General features: G+C 74.2%; 20 protein-coding genes. 8 read left to right on the forward strand and 12 right to left on the reverse strand.

All coding sequences use genetic code 11. From position 1 onward, the window contains the following. Positions 1-5: 5 nt before the first annotated feature. The 6 genes from ACPPVO_RS44360 to ACPPVO_RS44385 form a co-directional block, all read right to left on the reverse strand. Positions 6-794: an SDR family NAD(P)-dependent oxidoreductase gene (locus tag ACPPVO_RS44360; protein ID WP_426504549.1), complete on the reverse strand. Its 789-nt coding sequence runs from the start codon at positions 792-794 to the stop codon at positions 6-8. Positions 795-975: 181 nt separating this feature from the next. After that, on the reverse strand, positions 976-1,773 hold the full coding sequence (locus ACPPVO_RS44365) for an alpha/beta hydrolase (RefSeq protein WP_426504550.1): 798 nt from the start codon (positions 1,771-1,773) through the stop codon (positions 976-978). 10 nt (positions 1,774-1,783) lie between these two features. Continuing rightward, on the reverse strand, positions 1,784-2,257 hold the full coding sequence (locus ACPPVO_RS44370) for a cupin domain-containing protein (RefSeq protein WP_426504551.1): 474 nt from the start codon (positions 2,255-2,257) through the stop codon (positions 1,784-1,786). A 17-nt stretch (positions 2,258-2,274) separates the two neighbouring features. Next, the gene (locus ACPPVO_RS44375) at positions 2,275-2,442 is read right to left on the reverse strand and encodes an alpha/beta fold hydrolase (RefSeq protein WP_426504552.1); all 168 of its coding nucleotides are present in this window, start codon (positions 2,440-2,442) and stop codon (positions 2,275-2,277) included. Positions 2,443-2,466: 24 nt separating this feature from the next. After that, positions 2,467-2,727 (reverse strand): hypothetical protein, encoded by a 261-nt coding sequence (locus ACPPVO_RS44380; protein ID WP_426504553.1) that lies wholly within the window; start codon positions 2,725-2,727, stop codon positions 2,467-2,469. 66 nt (positions 2,728-2,793) lie between these two features. Then, complete coding sequence (locus ACPPVO_RS44385) at positions 2,794-3,528, reverse strand: alpha/beta fold hydrolase (protein WP_426504554.1); 735 nt, start codon at positions 3,526-3,528, stop codon at positions 2,794-2,796. 211 nt (positions 3,529-3,739) lie between these two features. On the opposite strand from ACPPVO_RS44385, the gene ACPPVO_RS44390 reads away from it, so the two are divergent. Then, positions 3,740-3,874: a hypothetical protein gene (locus tag ACPPVO_RS44390; RefSeq protein WP_426504555.1), complete on the forward strand. Its 135-nt coding sequence runs from the start codon at positions 3,740-3,742 to the stop codon at positions 3,872-3,874. Between the two features lie 124 nt (positions 3,875-3,998). Here the strand turns inward: ACPPVO_RS44390 and ACPPVO_RS44395 are convergent, their stop codons facing one another. Together ACPPVO_RS44395 and ACPPVO_RS44400 are read right to left on the reverse strand one after the other, a co-directional pair. Further along, positions 3,999-4,145, reverse strand: coding sequence for a hypothetical protein (locus ACPPVO_RS44395; RefSeq protein ID WP_426504556.1), 147 nt, complete (start codon positions 4,143-4,145; stop codon positions 3,999-4,001). 145 nt (positions 4,146-4,290) lie between these two features. Then, positions 4,291-4,680, reverse strand: a complete 390-nt coding sequence (locus ACPPVO_RS44400) for a winged helix-turn-helix transcriptional regulator (RefSeq protein ID WP_426504557.1) — start codon at positions 4,678-4,680, stop codon at positions 4,291-4,293. 121 nt (positions 4,681-4,801) lie between these two features. On the opposite strand from ACPPVO_RS44400, the gene ACPPVO_RS44405 reads away from it, so the two are divergent. From ACPPVO_RS44405 to ACPPVO_RS44415, 3 genes are all read left to right on the forward strand, one after another. Continuing rightward, positions 4,802-5,515, forward strand: a complete 714-nt coding sequence (locus tag ACPPVO_RS44405) for an alpha/beta fold hydrolase (RefSeq protein WP_426504558.1) — start codon at positions 4,802-4,804, stop codon at positions 5,513-5,515. 148 nt (positions 5,516-5,663) lie between these two features. Then, a complete protein-coding gene (locus ACPPVO_RS44410; RefSeq protein ID WP_426504559.1) occupies positions 5,664-6,497 on the forward strand; it encodes a hypothetical protein in 834 nt (277 codons plus the stop codon). Next, positions 6,494-7,306 carry a heavy metal-binding domain-containing protein gene (locus tag ACPPVO_RS44415; RefSeq protein ID WP_426504560.1) on the forward strand — a complete coding sequence of 271 codons (813 nt, stop codon included), beginning with the start codon at positions 6,494-6,496 and terminating at the stop codon, positions 7,304-7,306. Before ACPPVO_RS44410 ends, ACPPVO_RS44415 begins: the two co-directional genes overlap by 4 nt. Before the next feature lie 60 nt (positions 7,307-7,366). Here the strand turns inward: ACPPVO_RS44415 and ACPPVO_RS44420 are convergent, their stop codons facing one another. After that, entirely contained in the window at positions 7,367-9,247 is a 1,881-nt protein-coding gene (locus tag ACPPVO_RS44420; RefSeq protein ID WP_426504561.1) for an Hsp70 family protein, read from the reverse strand. Between the two features lie 214 nt (positions 9,248-9,461). Between ACPPVO_RS44420 and ACPPVO_RS44425 the strand changes: the two genes are divergently transcribed. Next, on the forward strand, positions 9,462-10,928 hold the full coding sequence (locus ACPPVO_RS44425; protein WP_426504562.1) for a protein kinase domain-containing protein: 1,467 nt from the start codon (positions 9,462-9,464) through the stop codon (positions 10,926-10,928). After that, positions 10,859-12,235, forward strand: a complete 1,377-nt coding sequence (locus ACPPVO_RS44430; protein WP_426504563.1) for a hypothetical protein — start codon at positions 10,859-10,861, stop codon at positions 12,233-12,235. The genes ACPPVO_RS44425 and ACPPVO_RS44430 overlap by 70 nt, the downstream gene beginning before the upstream one ends. A gap of 129 nt (positions 12,236-12,364) precedes the next feature. On the opposite strand, the gene ACPPVO_RS44435 is transcribed toward ACPPVO_RS44430, so the two are convergent. Further along, entirely contained in the window at positions 12,365-13,165 is an 801-nt protein-coding gene (locus ACPPVO_RS44435; protein WP_426504564.1) for an MFS transporter, read from the reverse strand. A gap of 126 nt (positions 13,166-13,291) precedes the next feature. On the opposite strand from ACPPVO_RS44435, the gene ACPPVO_RS44440 reads away from it, so the two are divergent. Continuing rightward, positions 13,292-14,647 carry an MFS transporter gene (locus tag ACPPVO_RS44440; protein ID WP_426504565.1) on the forward strand — a complete coding sequence of 452 codons (1,356 nt, stop codon included), beginning with the start codon at positions 13,292-13,294 and terminating at the stop codon, positions 14,645-14,647. 65 nt (positions 14,648-14,712) lie between these two features. Here the strand turns inward: ACPPVO_RS44440 and ACPPVO_RS44445 are convergent, their stop codons facing one another. Together ACPPVO_RS44445 and ACPPVO_RS44450 are read right to left on the reverse strand one after the other, a co-directional pair. Then, positions 14,713-16,116, reverse strand: coding sequence for a lysyl oxidase family protein (locus tag ACPPVO_RS44445; protein ID WP_426504566.1), 1,404 nt, complete (start codon positions 16,114-16,116; stop codon positions 14,713-14,715). 16 nt (positions 16,117-16,132) lie between these two features. After that, entirely contained in the window at positions 16,133-16,330 is a 198-nt protein-coding gene (locus ACPPVO_RS44450; protein ID WP_426504567.1) for a hypothetical protein, read from the reverse strand. Positions 16,331-16,710: 380 nt separating this feature from the next. Between ACPPVO_RS44450 and ACPPVO_RS44455 the strand changes: the two genes are divergently transcribed. Next, positions 16,711-17,031, forward strand: a complete 321-nt coding sequence (locus ACPPVO_RS44455; protein ID WP_426504568.1) for a hypothetical protein — start codon at positions 16,711-16,713, stop codon at positions 17,029-17,031. Positions 17,032-17,103 lie beyond the last annotated feature (72 nt).

The following is a 17,103-nucleotide window of genomic DNA, read 5'->3' on the forward strand; positions in this document are numbered from 1 at the left end:
TGTGATCACAGGCTGGTGATCAGGCCGCCGTCGATGATGACGTCGGTGCCGGTCACGTTTCCGGCTCGATCGCTGGCCAGTAGCAGGACCAGGTCGGCGACCTCGTCCGGCCGTGTGAACCGGCCGGTGACCGAGTCGCCGGCGGCCTGTTTCGCCACCGCACCCGGGTCGAGGCCGGTGGCTCGGGCCACGGTCGCCGCGACGCCGCCGTCCCCGAGCCACAGCGGCGTGCTGACCGGGCCCGGGCTGACGGTGTTCACCCGGATACCGTGCGGGCCGACCTCCTTGGACAGCGCCTTGGAGAAGCTCAGCAGCGCCGCCTTGGCGGCGCTGTAGTCGATGACCAGCGGGTCGGGCAGCCACGAGTTCACCGAGACGACGGTCACGATCGTGCCGGCGCCCCGGTCGAGCAGCAGCGGCAGGGCCGCGCGGGTGGTGCGGACCGCGGCCAGGAAGTTGATCGTCAGGGCCGAGGTCCAGTCGTCGTCGGTGACCGACAGGAACCCGCCGGTGCGCGGCTGGACCGCGCCGACGTTGTTGACCAGGATGTCCAGGCCGCCGAACGCGGACGCCGCGGCCCGGATCAGCTCGGCCGGGCCGTCCGGCGTGGCCAGGTCCGCCTCCACCGGATGCACCCGGCCGCCCGCGGCGAGCTCGGCCAGTTCGGCGGTGATGTGGCGGGCGCCCGCCGCGACGCGGGCGCCCTCGCCGGCCAGGGCCCGCGAGACGGCCAGCCCGATGCCCTTGCTGGCGCCGGTGACGACCGCGGCCTTGCCGGTCAGGTGCAGGTCCATGACAACATCCTCTCGTGGGTCGGCCCGGCCCCGGCGCGGAATCGGTACGCCGGGGCCGGCGGTCGTGCTCAGGCCGCGAAGGTGAGCAGGCGATGGGTGAGCTCGGCCGGGTGTGCGAGGAGCGAGAGCACCGCGGTCGCGGCCAGCATCCCGAGGTGGCGGGGCTTCACCGAGCGGGCCCTCATACCCCGTGCTCCTTCAGCCAGGCCAGGCTGGCGTCGGCGACGTCGCGCCAGCCGCTGTCGATGGTCAGCGAGTGCGCCCGGTCCGGGAACTCGAGGATGTCGGTGACCGCGCTGGAGTGCCGGTACTGCTTGAGGGTGGCGCGGGTGACCGCTTCCGGCACGGTGTGGTCCTTGCCGCCCATGATCAGCAGCAGCGGGCCGCGGGACTCGTTGGCCGTATCCACCTTGGCCGGTGAGTGCGGGTCGAAGTTGGCGCCGGCCGCCTCGAACAGTGGCCTGCCCGGTGCCGGGATCGTCCACCGCTCGTACAGCTCGTCGGACTCGGCCTCGGAGACGGCGTTGCCGAACGCGAACCGGAACTGCTCCGCGGTCAGCGAGACGGCCCGGTGCCGGTTGCCCGGGTTCTTGAACACCGGCAGCGTGGCCCGCAACGCCGACAGCGGCAACGGCAGCACGCCCTTGATCTGCGCCGCGTCGATCGCGATCGCGGCCGCCGCCTGGTCCCGGCCGAGCAGCTTCTGGGCGATCATGCCGCCGAAGGAGTGCCCAATCAGGATCGGCCTGGTGTCGAGCCCGTCGATGATCCTCGCGTAGTGCTCGACGACGTCGTCGATGCCGTGGTCGGCGACGCCGTCCGGGTTGGCGCGGGTCGCCTCGACCGTGTCCGCGTCGCCGGGCCAGCCCGGCGCGCTCGGTTCGTAGCCCGCATTGCGGAACAGGTCGATCCACGGCGCCCAGGAGGCGGCGTGCAGCCACAGCCCGTGGATGAAGATGACCGGTGTCGGGGTACTCATGCTGGACTCCTCAGGTCTGCTGGGGTGGCGGGCCGACGACCCGCAGGCTGAACGCTTCGGCGGACGCGATGATCGCGCCGATGTCGAACGACGCCGGTGCGTCGTCCACGTGCGCGACGGGCGTGCCGTTCGCGCGGAACCACTCGTCGATGCCCGCCGGGGCGTACACGACCGCCATCCGGGACCGCGGCGAGCGGACCAGGTAGCTGTGCGGCACGCCGCGCGGGCCGTACGCGACCTGTCCGCCCTGCAGGTCGTAGCGGGCGTCGCCGACGAAGAAGCTGATCTCGCCGTCGAGCACGACCCACACCTCGTCCTCCGCGTCGTGCACGTGCAACGGTGGAGCCTGACCCTTCGGGTCGTCGAACTCGAGTACGCTCACCGCCCGGTTGGTGGCGGCGCCAGGCACGACGATGCGGGCCTGGCCGCCGAGAAACCAGAACGGTTCCCCCACGCCGGGAGGTGGGAACGGCGAATCGGTCATGATGGGCGCTCCTTGATTCAACTGGTCGTCGCGCGGGACGCGGCCCGGACGAGGTCGACGACGACATTCGGGTGCGTGACGAAGTACGCGTGCGAGGCGCCGGCGATCTCGACGGTGCGCGAGCCGGCCCGGCCGGCCATCGTCCGCTGCGAGGCCGGCGGGATCGCCTGGTCCGCACCGGACACCGCGTACCACGACGGGATGGACCGTCATGCGGGCGGGCCGGACGGGGAGCCGAGCGCGGTCAGCGTGATCGGGCGCTGCGTTGCCGCCATCGCCAGCGCCGTGGCCGATCCGACCTCGCTGATGAACACCCGCCGGAACTCCTCCGGCCGGATCGAGAGCTCCACGTCGGTCCCGCCGGCCTGGATCGGGACCGGGACGCCTGCGACGGCGTCGTCGAGCGCGCCCCCGGCGCTGAGCGCGAAAGCGGACTCGCCCTCGTCGGGCGCGAACGCGGCGATGTACACCAGCGCCTTGACGTTCGGGTTCGACGGTCCGGCGGGAAGTACGGGCGGTGTTCATGGTCATTCCCTTCAACGCAGCGTGCGCGCGGCCGTGAGGATCACGTCTGCGACGGCGATGGGCTGGGACACCATCACGGCGTGGGAACCGGCCGTCTCGGCGATGTGCGATCCGGCGCGCTGCGCCATGAACCGCTGCGCATCCACGTGGATGGCCTGGTCGTCGGCGGCCACCAGGTACCAGGACGGCAGCACCCGCCACGCCGGCTCCCCGGCCGCCTCGGTGAAACCGGCCAGCGCGATCGGCCGCTGGCTGGCCGCCATGACCGCGGCGGCCGGCGCGGGCACGTCGGCGGCGAACACCGCCGGGAACTGCGACCGGTCGATGCTCAGCTCGACCACCTTGTCACCGTGCTCGGCCCGCACCACGGTCTGCCGCAGCGCCGGCCCCATGAGCGTGTCCGGGAACTGCTCGACGATCCCGGTGAGGCTTTCGCCCTGCTCCGGGGCGAACGCGGTGACGAACACCAGGCCGGCCGCATTCGCGAGCTCACCCGCGGCGCTGGAGATCACCACGCCGCCGTAGCTGTGCCCCACCAGCAGCACCCGGCCCGGCAACTCAGCGGCCAGGTCCGCCACATAACGGGCGTCCGCGGCCGGCCCCCGCAGCGGGTTCGCCACCGCCCGCACGTCCAGGCCCGCCGCCTGCAACTGCGCGACGACGGCCGACCAACTCGACGCATCCGCGAACGCGCCGTGTACCAGGACAACCGTCAGGCCGTCCTCGGTACGCTCAGACTCAGTCATCTTTTCTCCCACCTCCAACATCGACGTCGACCGACCGTAGGCCGGCACCGATGCAAGATCAGTGACAAAAGAGTGACGACGCCGCGAGCAGCGGCGAAGCGAGAAACCCGCTGGTCAGCCGTTCGGTGCCCAGTAGTCGCGCGGCGGTACGCGGACCCAGACGTCCGGCGCCCCGGTGAACGGCCACGCATCGGCGAGCCGCAGACCGGCGATGGCGCAGCAGGAGGCGATGGCGCAGCAGGAGGCGATGGCTTCCGTGGAATTCTTCGCCATCGGCGCCGCCGTGCGACCGCTGCGCGACGAGCACACCATCGCCGTCCCTCAGCTGGTCCTCGGCCTCGACTGAAGCAACGACCGGCGACGCGGCCACCCAACCCGCTCCGGCGTTCCGGTCAGCGTCTCCGGTCAGCGCTTCCGGTCAGCGCTTCCGGTCAGCGCTTCCGGTCAGCGCTTCCGGTCAGCGCTTCCGGTCAGCGCTTCCGGGCGCCGCGCGCCCGGCCGATCGGGCGCAGCCGCGGCCCGGCCGCCGACCGGGCGAACCCGGCCACCGCCGCGACCGCGATCAGCCCGACCGCCGGCCGCCAACCGAACCGCCAGACGCCGTCGCCGACCGCCACGGCGATGTCGGCGGGGGCGGCGGCGCCGTCCAGCGCCCGTCGGCGACCCGCCAGCCCGCCCAGTACCGGACCTCGGCAACCGCGTGGTCCAGCCTCTGACGCGGCCGTGGACTGCGGCGCCCGGACCGGCGCCGCGGTCCGTCCGTCACGACAGCTGCCCCGGCTGAGCGGTGCGGGCGTCGTACTCGGCGCGCGCGGCGTCGATCAGGGCCAGGTGCTCGCTGCTCCACCGCAGCAGGTGGGCGGTGGCCTCGCGCAGGGTCGCCCCCATCGGGGTGAGTTCGTAGCTGACGTTGGGCGGCATGACGTTGTGCACGGTCCGGGTCAGGATGCCGTCGCGTTCCAGGCTGCGCAGCGTGACGGTGAGCATGCGCTGGCTGATGCCGTCGATGCCCCGCTTGAGCTCGGTGAAGCGGCGCGGGCCGTCCCGGAGGTGCCGCACGACCAGCAGCGACCACTTGTCCCCGACGATGTCGAGGACCTCCCGGGGCCGGCACCCCCCGGCCGACACGGCCGGCTCGTCCGTGGTGCTCATCAGTGGTTACCTCCAGAGAACCGGGGCACCGAAATGTGCCTGATTGCGCAAGGCGTGGTGGTCACACCAGCATTGTCACGGTCACAAAAGAGTACCGAGGCACAGATGGGAACCGCATCTCATGACCACACCGACATACCTTCTGGTCCACGGCGCCTGGCACGACGGCCGCTGCTGGGAGCGGGTCGTCCCGCGGCTGGCCACGGCCGGCCACCGGGTGTTCACGCCGTCGCTGACCGGGCACGGCGACAAGGCACACCTGCTCGGCCCCGAGGTCGGGCTGGACACGCACGTCGACGACATCGTCGGCCTGATCCTCCAGGAGGACCTCACCGACGTCGTCCTCGTCGGGCACAGCTACGCCGGGCTCGTCATCTCCGGCGCGGCCAACCGGGTCCCGGACCGGATCGCACACCTGGTCTACCTCGACGCGATGGTCCCACGGGACGGCGAGAGCGCCGTCGACGTCATGCCCGTGACCCAGTTCCTGATCGACCAGGCCGCGGCGTCCGGCCCGGCCTGGCGCATCCCGCCGCTGCCGGAACAGGCACCGCCGCTGGGGCTGTTCGGCGTGACCGACCCGGCGGACGTCGCCTGGCTGCGCGGCCTGCTCACCGACGAATCCGTGCGCTGCCTGCAGCAACCGGTCCGGCTCGACAACCCGGCGGCCGGCGCGATCCCGCGCACGCACATCCACTGCGTCGCGCACCAGCCGGAGGGGATCACCCGCCGTCCGGTCCCCGCGGGCCAGCGGGTGTGGGAACTGCCGACCGGCCACGACTGCATGATCACCATGCCGGCCGAGCTGACCGACCTGCTGCTCAAGCTCGACTGACCGGCGAAACCAGCCCGGCCACGGCCAGCCCGTCACGGCCCGGCGCGGTCCGGCACGGCCCGGTGCAGCAGCGGGGCGCTACCGGCTCCCTCGGGACGGCGAACATGCCGGACGGGTGGTTCGCGCCGGAATCTGCTCCAATGGGCCGGTGACACGCACGGGTGACGGCGCGGACGTAGGGGGCTTCGCCGCCTTGCGCACCGTCGGCTTCGAGCCCCTCGCCCCGGTGACCGGCGCCGCCGTGTTCAGCCCGCCGCTGGGCTACGACATGTGCTGGAACGGCCCCCGGCGCAACCCGGTCGTGGACGAGGTGGCCGAGCAGTACGAGCGCGACGTCCGCGAGCTGGCGCTGGAACGGATGCGGCGCGCGTGCGTCGCCGCCGGTGGCCACGGCGTCGTCGGCGCCACCCTGGCGGTCCGCCCGTTCCTGCAGGACAGCCTGGAGTACGTCATCGCAGGCACCGCGGTCCGCGCCGGCGGCTCGCCGCCGCGGCGGGGGGCGCGGCCGTTCACGGCCGGCGTGGATGCGGCCGGGCTGGCGAAGCTGTTGCGGGCCGGGTGGATGCCCGTAGCGCTGATCTTCGGCGTCGCCGTGCGGGCCGTGCACGACACCTCGGGCAGTCTGCAGCGCTCCTCGATGGACAACGTCGAGCTGAGCACCTCGACCCTGCTCGTCAAGGCGGCCCGGGCCGCGGCGCGGGCCGCCCTGGCCGCCGGGGCGGCGCGGGCCGGCGCGCGCTCGGTGCTCCTCGGCGACACCGGCCTCAAGGTCTGCGAGCAGCCCTGCGAGACGGGCCGCGGCGCCGTGGACCGCGACGGCGTGGAGATCGAGGCGGAGGACCGCATCGCCCGGGCCGACATGACGGGCACCGCGATCGTCCAGCTACACCGCCCGATCGGCGCCCCGGCCGGTCGCCCCCTGTCGATCATGCGGCTGGACCGCGGCCGACGCCCCGCCACGAACTGGAGGAACGAGCCATGACCCTGGACCCGGCCGAGGTGGGCGTTCCGCAGGACGCGATCGACCGGCTCGCCGAGCTCAAGCCCGACCGGTCCGGGCGGATCTTCACCTCCGACCTCACCGTCAACGAGTTCCTGCTCGTGAAGCAGGCCGGCTTCACGCCGCTCGGGCTGGTGCTGGGCACGTCGGTGTACCACTGCGGCTTCCAGTTCAGCCGCTGGGCGCAAAACGCCGAGCTCGACGTGTTGAGCCAGGCCATGTACCACGCCCGCGAGCTGGCCATGACCCGGATGCAGGCCGAGGCGGCGGTGCTGGGCGCCGACGGCATCGTGGCGGTGCGGCTGGAGGTCGACTTCAAGGAGTGGGGCAGCGACACCGCCGAGTTCCTCGCCGTCGGCACCGCCGTGAAGGCCGACCACGGCAAGCACTGGAAGCCCAAGACCGGCCGCCCATTCACCTCGGCGCTGTCCGGGCAGGACTTCTGGACCCTGCTGCAGGCCGGCTACGCCCCGCTCGGCATGGTGATGGGCGTCTGCGTCTACCACGTCGCGCACCGCACCTTCGCCAACATGCTCGCAACCGTCGGGCGCAACGCCGAGCTCCCGCAGTACACGCAGGCGCTGTACGAGGCCCGCGAGCTGGCGATGGCCCGCATGCAGCACGAGGCCGAGCAGCTCGACGCAGAGGGCATCGTCGGCGTCGACCTGAACCAGCGCAACCACTCGTGGGGCTCACACACCACCGAGTTCTTCGCCATCGGCACCGCCGTGCGACCGCTGCGCGACGAGCACACCATCGCCGTCCCTCAGCTCGTCCTCGGCCTCGACTGAAGCCCCGACCGGCGACGCGGCCACCCAACCCGCTCCGGCGTTTCCGGTCGGCGTCTCCGGTCAGCGCTTCCGGGCGCCGCGCGCCCGGCCGATCGGGCGCAGCCGCGGCCCGGCCGCCGACCGGGCGAACCCGGCCACCGCCGCGACCGCGATCAGCCCGACCGCGGGCCACCAGCCGAACCGCCAGACGCCGTCGCCGACCGCCACGGCGATGTCGGCGGGCGGCGGCGGTGCCGTCCAGCGCCCGTCGGCGACCCGCCAGCCCGCCCAGTACCGGACCTCGGCAACCGCGTGGTAGGCGAGGTACCCGCCGGCGGTCAGGCACAGGCCGTACGCCGCGCCGGAGAGGTACTGCCGCCCGCGCGGCGGGCACATCGCCACCGCCTCCCGTAGTCCCGCGCCGGCGAACACCAGGCCGGTCAGCAGCACCGCCACGCCCAGCGCGACCGCCAGCCACAGCGTCGCGGCCGTCCAGCCGCCGGCTCCGAGGACCCGGTGGGCCAGGTACAGCATCGGGTCGTCGGCCGGGCGGGCCACCTCGACTTCGATGCCCGACGGCCCGGCCGGCGGGTCGCTGCCGGGCCGGGCGTACCAGTGGGTCAGTGCGGCGCAGCCGAGGATGGTGCCCGCGGCGACCGCCGTCGCGTACCCGTCCGGGCCGCCCGATCCGAGCACGTCGACGGGGCGCCGGGTGGCGAGCCCGCGCAGGCCCGCGACTACGACGGCGAGGCCGGCCGCGACCGCGACCAGCGGCAGCCACCGGTCGACGCCGGTCAGGACATGGCGGAAGGCACCGTGCCCGGCCTCGCCGGCCGCCCCGCTGTTGACCACGGCGGCGCCGGTGAGGACCGCGAGCAGCGCGGCGCTCGCGGCGGCGGCCAGGCCGAGCAGCCGCCCCGCCGGCGGCGGCGCGGCCCGGACGGGCAGGGCGAACGGGCCCGCCCCCGGGCCGAGCGCGGCGCCGCCGGCCGCCAGCAACGCCACGAACGCGAGCCCGGCCAGGAAGCCGACCGGCCCGAGGGGCGCGCGCAGTCCGGTGCCCAGCGCCTCGGCGCCGGAGGCGGTGGCGATCAGCGGGATGACGACGACCACGAGCACCATCGCCAGTAGGACCAGGACCGGCCGCAGATAGTCCCTGGGCTTCGCCCGACGGGTGCGCGGCGGCCGGGGCGCCGGCACGGTTGCCGGTGTCGCCGCCCGGCTCACCGGGACAGGACTTCCCGTCGCCGCCGGGCTCACCGCCGGGGCCGGCTCGTCGGCGGCGTGCAGGGCGCCCTCGGCGACGATCAGCTCCGGCTGCTCGATGACGACCGGGGCGACGCCGGTGCTGCGGTGCACGACCGTGGAGACCAGCGGCATTCGGCTCGCCCCGCCGACCAGGAAGACCGCCGCGGGTGGGCCGGGCAGGTCGCGCAGCGCCGTGGCCACCGCGGCGACGGTCTCGTCGAGCACCGGGCCGGCCAGGCCGTCGAGCTCCTCGCGGCCGAGCGGCGCGTCCACGTCGAGCAGCGGCAGCCGCACGAACGTCGACGCGCTGCGGGAGAGCATCTCCTTGCCGTCCCGCACGTGCTCCGACAGGTCCAGCCAGGCGTCGCGGTGGGCGGGCTCGGCCAGCTGCTGCCAGGCGCCGGCCTGGTCGGCGTACACACCGCGCAGGTGCTCCACGACGGCGGCGTCGATGTCGAGCCCGCCGCGGTCGGCCAGGCCGGTGCTGGCCAGCACCGCGAACCCGGCGGCGGTGCGGGCGACCACCGTCGCGTCGAACGTGCCGGCGCCCAGGTCGTACACGACGAGATGGGCGCCGACGGGCAGCGCGGCGCCCAGCACCGTGACGAAGTACGCCGGCGCCGCGACCGGCTCGTCGACCACGGCGGGGCGCGGCAGGCCCGCCTCGACCGCCGCCCGGACGAGGAGCTCCCGCCGGATCCGGCCCCAGCTCACCGGGCACGTCACGGTCCCCGTTCGGGTGTCCCCCCGGCGACGCGCTCGGCCTCGGCGGCGACCCTCGACAGCACGGCGGCGAACAGCTCGACGACGCCGACCTCACGCTCGCCGAGCAGCAGCGTGCCGTCGTCGATGCGCCGCTTCGGGTACGGCTCGAAGCGCTCCGGATGCCGGCTGCGTCAGCGTTAGCCGGAAGAAAGGTTCGACCCCGATGCGTCTCCTCCAGCGAGCCAGGCCTGCCGCGACGGCCGGGCTGTTCGCCGTCGCTTTGTCCGCCATCCTCACCGGTGCGGCGCTGCTCGCCGCGCCGCCCGAGCCGGCCACCGCCGCCCCCGCCCAGCCGGCGGCGGGCTGCGCCATCACCGGCGTCGTGGCCGGCTCCGCGGCCGACGCCGATCGGCTGCGCAAGCAGCTGCCCACCCAGCCGGCCCACGAGCTGGCCGGCACCCGGCTGGACGGACAGGCCGGCTGGCCGGTGCCGGGCGGCCGGCCGGTCCTGGTCGTCGACTCGACGACCGGGTCGGCCCCGGCCACGGCGACGGTCGCCGCGTTCGGGCTGCGGCTCGGCCTGCCCGCCGCCCCGGGCGCGGCCAAGGGCCGGTACGTCAACCAGTCCCAGCCGCCGCTGTTCGGCAGCTTCACCCGCACCGTCGAGCTCACCGTGACCGGCCCCGGCTGCCACACCACGCTGGTCCTGACCAGCGACCGGAGCGCGTTCACCACCGTCGCCAGCGTGGCCGGGCTGCTGCTGGCGCTGGCCGGCGGCTTCTTCACCGTGCTGATCGCCCGGCGCCCCGTCGGCGGCTGGGCCCGGCGCGCGCTGCTGGCCGCGCCGCTGGGCCTGCTGGCCGGCGCCGGCGAGGGGCTGGTGCTGCACGAGTCCGGCGTGCTGAGCCCGTCGAGCGGGCTCATCTGGCTCGGGCCCCTCGTCGGCGTGGTGCTGGCGCTGCTGCTGCCGCTCACCCGCCGCCGGCCGCGGCCGGCCGCCGCCGGACCGGAGGCGTTCACCCCGCCGACGCACGTGGACCTCGGCGGGCGTACCGCCGAGTCGCTCTTCACGCAGAGCGAGACCGTCGCCGTCTACCGGGCGCTCGAGCCGGACGGCGTCACACGGGTACTGCTGAAGGCGCCCCGGCCGCAGTTCGCCGGCGATCCGGCCGTGCTGGCGGCGCTGGCCCGCGACGCCGAGGTCATGCGCCTCATCCTCGACGACGACAACTGCCTGCGGCTGCACGGGGCTGCCGTGCCGCCCGTCGTGGTCACGGAGGACATCGACGGCGCCCCGCTGCGCCAGGTGCTCGACACGGGCCCCCGGCTCACCCCGGAGCAGGCCCTCACCGTGGTTGCCGGGGCGGCGGCCGGGCTGATCGCCCTGCACCGCCTCGAGCTGGTCCACCGCGACGTGCGGCCCGACAACATCTACCTCGACCGGTCCGGGCGCTCGGTCCTGGCGAGCTTCGGCAACGCCCGCCCCGGCGCCGAGACGGTGCTGGCGGCCGAGGGGGCGGCGGATTACCTCAGCCCCGAGCAGCGCCGTGGCGAGCCGCTCGACGCCCGCTCGGACCTGTTCACCCTCGGCGCCGTTCTGGTCGAGCTGCTGACCGGCAGGTGCCGGTGGTCGCCCCGGACGCGCCGCCCGCCGCCCCGGACGGGCTGCACCCGCAGCTGGCGACCCTGATCGAGCGGGCCCTGTCGCTCGACCCGGCAGGGCGCCCGCAGAGCGCCGAGGAGTTCCTGGCCGAGCTGGGCGAGACGGCCTCCGCCGCCTACGGGACGGACTGGATGACGCTCGGCGCGGCCACCGGCGCGATCCTGGCCCCCGGCGGGGCGATCGCGGCGGCCGGCGCGCTCGGCGCGGGCGCCGCCACCGCGGGCACCGGGATCACCGCGCTCGGCGTCGCCGAGGTGGGCGTCGCGACAGCACCGGTGGCCACCGGCGCCGCCGGCCTCACCGCGGCGAGCACCGGGACCACCGTCGCGACCACGACGACGACCGTCACCTCGGTGTCGAGCGGCTCGGCCGGCGGGGCCCTGCCGCTGGTCGGCGCGGCCACCGCCGTCCTGGTCGGCATCGTCCTCGCGGTGACGCCGTCGACGCCCGCCGCCGCGTCGCAGGAGGTGATCACGCAGGAGTCGGCCCGGGTCATCCTCGCCTCCACCTGGGGCGAGGCCCGCGGCGGCACCGACACGCACATCGTCACCGATGCGCGCCCGGCGCTGTTGACCCTGCTCGGCATCCCGGGCGCGGCGAGCGGCGAGCTCAGCCAGGTCGAGATCGGCGTACCGCCCGGGCAGACCAAGTACCCGGCGTACTTCCTCGCCACCGCGCAGCTGAAGCTCGCCGACGGCACCACCGTCTACATCTACGCCCGGTTCACCCGCACCTCGGCCGACCAGCCCTGGATGATGTCGGAGCTGATCGAGTCGAAGGTCGCCGCCAACGTCCCCAAGCCCAAGATCAATGAGGACGGCACCCTCCCCCCGCCGCCCGAACTGGTCGCCGACCCGACGACCCTGCCGGCCCGGTACGTCGCCTGGGGCCAGCGGGTGACCGACAGCAAGGCCCTCGGCACCGACGACGTGCTGACGGTGTCCACCGGCGGCGGTTCGTTCCTGGCGGGGATTCCGGGCTTCGTCGGCGTGAACGGCGTGTTCTACAACGCGCTCACCTGGAAGCCGGCCGGCGGCCTGACCATGCAGCCGGTCCTGCTCGAGGACGGCACCGTGCTGGCGCACTTCAACGCCGGCGCCGCCCAGACGCTCTACAACTCGCCGGCCCCGGCGAGCCGGGCGTGCCTGGTGGGCAACACCCAGGTCTCCGTGCAGTTCGGCTTCCCCGGCTTCCCGACCGGCAAGTACCGGGAGGTGACGGTGGACTGGGCGATCGCGGTGACCGCACACGTCCCGGTGAAGGGCGCGGCCGCGGCCAAGGTCAGCATCGAGGACGCGGCCACGCCGACGAATCCTCGCAGCACGCCCTGCTGACGTGAGCCCGGCCCGGCGGTGAGCGACCGCCGGGCCGGGCCGCGCTCGGCGTCTTCGTCTGGACCCGGCGCAACCGGCAGGCAGGCCGGCCGCCGACGCACCTGGCGGATCGGAACCGCGCACTGCCGCTCAAGCGTCTGTAGCCGGCGTCGTGGCGCTGATCGCCGGCAACCGGCGCACCGCCGGGATGGCCAGCAGCACGGCGCAACACGCTACGGCGACCACTCCCCCCAGCGCCATCAACCCCCGGTCGCCGAGCCACCACGCCGCCGGACCGGCCAAGATACGGCCCGCGGACAGCACGATCAGCGACCCCGCGATGTCGTACGCGAACACGCGGCCCTGCACCGACTGCGGTACGTGGGTCTGCAGGGCGGTCACCCACATGACGGAGCCACCGCCGATCATCGAGATGAGCACGCCGGCGATCCCGGGCCCGATGACGGCCGTGAGTGCCTCCGCCACCTTCACGGAGGCGTTCGCCTCCCGCAGGCGCGTGGTCAGTCGCGGCACGATGCTGCCCGAGCCGGGCGCGAACAGCGCCGACGCCGCCCCGCCGAGCACCTGCAGGAGGACGAGGGACCACAGTGGGACGGTGCCCCCGATGACCGGTACCGCCATGACCGCCTGCACGACGAAGCGGGCCACGTCCGCGCCGACCATTGTCGTTCGCGGGCCGAGCCGGTCGGACAGGGCGCCGCCGAAGACCGTGCAGACGGCCACCGCGGCCATCCAGCCGCCGAACACGTAGCCGACGACGCTGACGCCGTATCCGCTCTGCAGAACGACAACCGGTATCGCGACGACGAGCATGGCATCGCCGAGCAACGAGACGAGCCGCGCGGCGAAGAACAGCCGGAAGCTTGCGGTCCACAACGCGGGCGTGTTCGGCGCCGCGGATTGATCCGGATCGTTTGTCACCGCACGCATTGGACGACCGTACAGAAAACTCGGCGACGCCCGTGGTCAGATGGGGCGGCAGTGCGGACGGTCGAAGGCGGAAGGAACTGCTGGGTGAGTGACGCTGGAGTCGGCCTCCGTGCAACCGGGGAGCCGGTGACGAACAGGTGGGCGGCCCTGGCCGCGTTGCTGGCGGGGTTTTTCGTCATTCTGCTCGATACGACGATCGTGGCGGTCGCGAGCCCGCGCATTCAGGAAGACCTGCAGGCCGGTACTTCAGGGTTGTTCTGGGTGACGGCCGGGTACCTGCTGGCGTTCTCGGTGCCGCTGCTCGTCGCCGGGCGGCTGGGCGATCGCTACGACCCGAAGCGTGTGTTCCTGGCCGGGATGACGGGTTTCGCGGTGGCTTCGGCGCTGTGCGGCCTGGCGCCGTCGGTCGGCTGGCTGGTGCTGTTCCGTGTCGTCCAGGGGCTGGCGGCGGCCGCGATGGCGCCCCAGCCGCTCACGCTGATCCGCCGGCTGTTCGGCGCCGACGAACGCGGGCGTGCCCTCGGCCTGTGGGGCACCGTCGCATCGGCCGGGGCGCTGCTGGGTCCGCTGCTCGGGGGCCTGCTGACCGCGGCCCTCGACTGGCGATGGGTCTTCCTGGTCAACGTCCCGCTGTGCTGTGCCGCGTTGCTGTCGGGGTTGCGCTGGATTCCCGGCCGCCGGGGTCACGCCACGAGCCTCGACATGCCCGGGGCGCTGCTCAGCACCGCGGGTCTCGGTCTGCTCGTCTGGGCGCTGCTGGCATGGCGGGATCTTCCAGCGCCAGTCATCGTTGCCGCCTGCGTGCTGGCTGCGGTGCTGCTGGCCGGGTTCGTGGTCCGGGAGCAGCGGATCGGGCCGCTGGCGCTGGCCCCGCCGACGGTCTTCCGATCGGCCGGATTCCGCGCGGCCAGCGTCGCGGTGGCCTCGCTGGGGACGGTGGTCATCGCGATGGCACTGCCGACGATGCTGTACCTGCAGGAGGTGCGGGGCCTGGGACCGCTGGCGGCCGCGCTGGTGATGACGCCGGACGCTGTGATCGCGGCGCTGCTGTCGCCGGCGGCCGGCCGGTGGGTCGACCGCGCGGGTCCACGCCGGCCGGCGATCCTGGGGATGGCGCTGCTCACCGCGAGCCTGCTGCTCATCGAGGTCGTGGTCGTGCTGGGCGTCAACCCGTGGTGGATCGTGCCGGGAGCCGCCGCGCTGGGGATCGCGAATGCGGTGGCCTGGTCGCCGTTGTCGGTCGCCGCCATGGCATCGGTGGACGCGACCGCCGCGGGCGCGGCGTCCGGCATGTTCAACACGATCCGGCAGGTCGCGGCCGTCACCGGTGTCGCGGTGACCGGCGCGCTCCTCGCCGGCTGGCGGGCATCGCCGACCGTCTCGTTCAGCGTCTTCTTCGCGCTCATGACCCTGGTTGCGATGGCGGGTGTCGCCGCCGCCTTCCGGTTGCCGAGGACGCCGGCAGAAGGCGACACCCACTGAACGAACGGCCGGACGTGAGCGGCAGGACGCCGACGACGCAGAAGCGGCTGGGCGAGACGCCGCCGTCAGGAGTCCACGAGTTCGTAGGGCGGCACGAGCACCGTCCGGGCGCCCGGTTTGCCGCCGAGGACGACCGGGCGCCGGGACACGTTGTTGCTCAGGTCCGTCTCGACCAGGCGGTGCGCCGGGTTGGCGGCCACTTCGACCCAGTAGTCGCCGTTGGGCACGGCGGTGATGTCGAAGGACTGGCCGGGCAGGTCCTGACGGTAGGTGTCGCCCGAGCCCGCGTCGAGGACCTCCCGCAGCGACGCGACCGTACGCCCGCCACAACCGACCCGCAGGTCGGTGCTGGCCGGCTGCCAGTTCGCGCCCGGCACGGTCAGGTCGATCGGGTCGGTCGAGGACAGGCAGAAGCCGGTCTTGCCGCTGTCGGCGACGGGACGGTACTGCACGTCGAGCAGCCGATAGGCCGCGAAGTCCGCGAGGTGCCAGTGCCGGTGGCCGTCGCGCTCATCCCACTGCAGGACCCCGGCCGGGGCCCATCCGGTGGTGTGCCCGCGGTCGTCCAGGAAGAACTGGTACGCGTCCATGGCACCGGCCTCCTCCCACCGGAATCCGTCGATGACCAGCGGAGCCGGCCCGGCGTTCCACACGGTGGCGAAGAACGTCAGGTGGTCGCCGCCGGCGTCGTGCGTGACGCTCATGCCCCCGGCCGGCAGCGCACGCAGGTCGGGCCGGTCCGCGGCGGGGACCACGGCCGGGCCGGAGGGCCGCGCCGGGTTCGCCCGCAGCGGGGACACTGCGGCCGGCCCGGATCCGTCGGCCGGCGCCGCTGCCGGCCCGTCGGCGACGGTGAGCGCGACACCGGCGCTCGCCTTGTCGGCCGGGATGCCGAAGAGGTCGCGGTAGCGCTGCGCGATCTCGATCCGGGCCCGGTACGCGCCCGGCGGCAGGTCGACCGGCGCGCCCACCGGGTCGTGGACGGAGGCCGACCAGCCGGCCTGAATGCCCCACACCGCGCCGAGCGCGAACGGGTTGGTGGAGCACCGCACCGGGTACGGCGACGAGCCGGGCGCCGACGGCCGCCGCCGCACGGGGCGGTGGCCCGGGCAGAACGTCGGCTCGAGCGTGCGCACGGTGGCGCCGCCGCCGTCGGCGATCGTCACCCGCACGAACCCGGGCAGCCCGGCGAAGTTCCTCACCAGCCCGTCCGGCAGCGCCCGGTCCCGGCCGCCGTCCCGGCGGAAGGCGGCAACCGGCTCGGCGTAGGAGCGGCGGGCCGCGCGGATCACCAGCGGCGCACCATCGGCCACCAGGTGCACGTCAAGGTCGAGGTCGACGCCGGACGCGCCCTGGCGCTGCAGGGTCACGGCGGCCGAGGCGGCGACCAGCGCGAGACGCGGCCCGCCCGGCGAGGCGGTACGGCCCGGCGTGCACCCGGCCGACAGCAGCACCGAGACCACCAGCACCCAGCCCGGCAGGGCGTTACGCAGAAGCGATCCACATCGGCTTGTGGCTGTCCGGCTGGGCCGGCAGCCACATCGGCTTGTGACTGTCGGGCTGGACCGGCTGCAGCCCGGCCGGTGCGGGCGAGAGCTGCGGGCCGTCCAGCCAGATGGACGCCTCCCCCGCGGTGGCGACGGCCTGGGCCGGCATGATCGTAGCGGCGGCCAGCAGCGCCACCGCGACACACAGCGCCGGTAGACGCTGGGCGCGAGGCGGAGTGGTTCGACGAGCTGTCATCCTGATCCCCCCGGGAATCCGGCGCAGAGACGGTCGAGTGAACGAAGTATGGCAGTGCCGCCCGCCCCGTCGCGGCCCCACGACTACTCGTTGCAAGTGAGCCGATCTACTCAACAGCACCGCGCAGAGCCTGCTCCCGGGTAATGCAGGAGGAGGGTCGCGCACTACCGCACCTGACGGGCGGGCCGGTCCCTGGCCGGTGGACGCCGGGCGAGCCGCGCCGCTCGAATCGGGCTCCGCCGCGCGGCTGATGTCCCGCCGGCCGCCGCTCGGCGATCATCAGCGCACGCGCCCGTTGCGGCGCCGGCCCGGGAGGGACCATGTCTGCGTACGACTTCGGCGAAGTCCTCGGTTGCGTGGGGCTCTGCGTCTGTCCGATCGTGGTACTCATCGTGTTCGCCGTGATCCGCGGGCGCAACGGCGGCACCTCCGGGGGCACCGCGAACTCCGGCGCCGCAGGGACCTGGCAGCCGACGGCGCCGAAGGACGGGCCGTGCGGGTCGTGCGGCGGCAGCGGCACCACGTACTGCTGCAGCGGCTACGAGTACGTCAACGGCCAGCCCCGAAACCATCACCTGTGCGGCGGGTCCGGCCGCCTCAAGTGCGCCATGTGCGGCGGGAGCGGACGGCGGTCCTACTGACCCCGCGACGGTCGAGGCGCGCGGCCCGGTGGCGTGTGACCGTGCACCGCGGTAGTGCAGCAAGGTGCGCAT

Origin of the sequence: Dactylosporangium sp. McL0621, from assembly GCF_049995355.1 — a bacterium.
In the GTDB taxonomy this organism is placed as follows: Bacteria; Actinomycetota; Actinomycetes; order Mycobacteriales; family Micromonosporaceae; genus Dactylosporangium.

What these genes read in the sequence shown, in the direction of transcription:
- ACPPVO_RS44360 (WP_426504549.1), bottom strand. Translation starts at nt 794, where the DNA reads ATGGACCTGCACCTGACCGGCAAGGCCGCGGTCGTCACCGGCGCCAGC.
- ACPPVO_RS44365 (WP_426504550.1), bottom strand. Translation starts at nt 1,773, where the DNA reads ATGAGTACCCCGACACCGGTCATCTTCATCCACGGGCTGTGGCTGCAC.
- ACPPVO_RS44370 (WP_426504551.1), bottom strand. Translation starts at nt 2,257, where the DNA reads ATGACCGATTCGCCGTTCCCACCTCCCGGCGTGGGGGAACCGTTCTGG.
- ACPPVO_RS44385 (WP_426504554.1), bottom strand. Translation starts at nt 3,528, where the DNA reads ATGACTGAGTCTGAGCGTACCGAGGACGGCCTGACGGTTGTCCTGGTA.
- ACPPVO_RS44390 (WP_426504555.1), top strand. Translation starts at nt 3,740, where the DNA reads ATGGCGCAGCAGGAGGCGATGGCGCAGCAGGAGGCGATGGCTTCCGTG.
- ACPPVO_RS44400 (WP_426504557.1), bottom strand. Translation starts at nt 4,680, where the DNA reads ATGAGCACCACGGACGAGCCGGCCGTGTCGGCCGGGGGGTGCCGGCCC.
- ACPPVO_RS44405 (WP_426504558.1), top strand. Translation starts at nt 4,802, where the DNA reads ATGACCACACCGACATACCTTCTGGTCCACGGCGCCTGGCACGACGGC.
- ACPPVO_RS44415 (WP_426504560.1), top strand. Translation starts at nt 6,494, where the DNA reads ATGACCCTGGACCCGGCCGAGGTGGGCGTTCCGCAGGACGCGATCGAC.
- ACPPVO_RS44425 (WP_426504562.1), top strand. Translation starts at nt 9,462, where the DNA reads ATGCGTCTCCTCCAGCGAGCCAGGCCTGCCGCGACGGCCGGGCTGTTC.
- ACPPVO_RS44435 (WP_426504564.1), bottom strand. Translation starts at nt 13,165, where the DNA reads ATGCGTGCGGTGACAAACGATCCGGATCAATCCGCGGCGCCGAACACG.
- ACPPVO_RS44455 (WP_426504568.1), top strand. Translation starts at nt 16,711, where the DNA reads ATGTCTGCGTACGACTTCGGCGAAGTCCTCGGTTGCGTGGGGCTCTGC.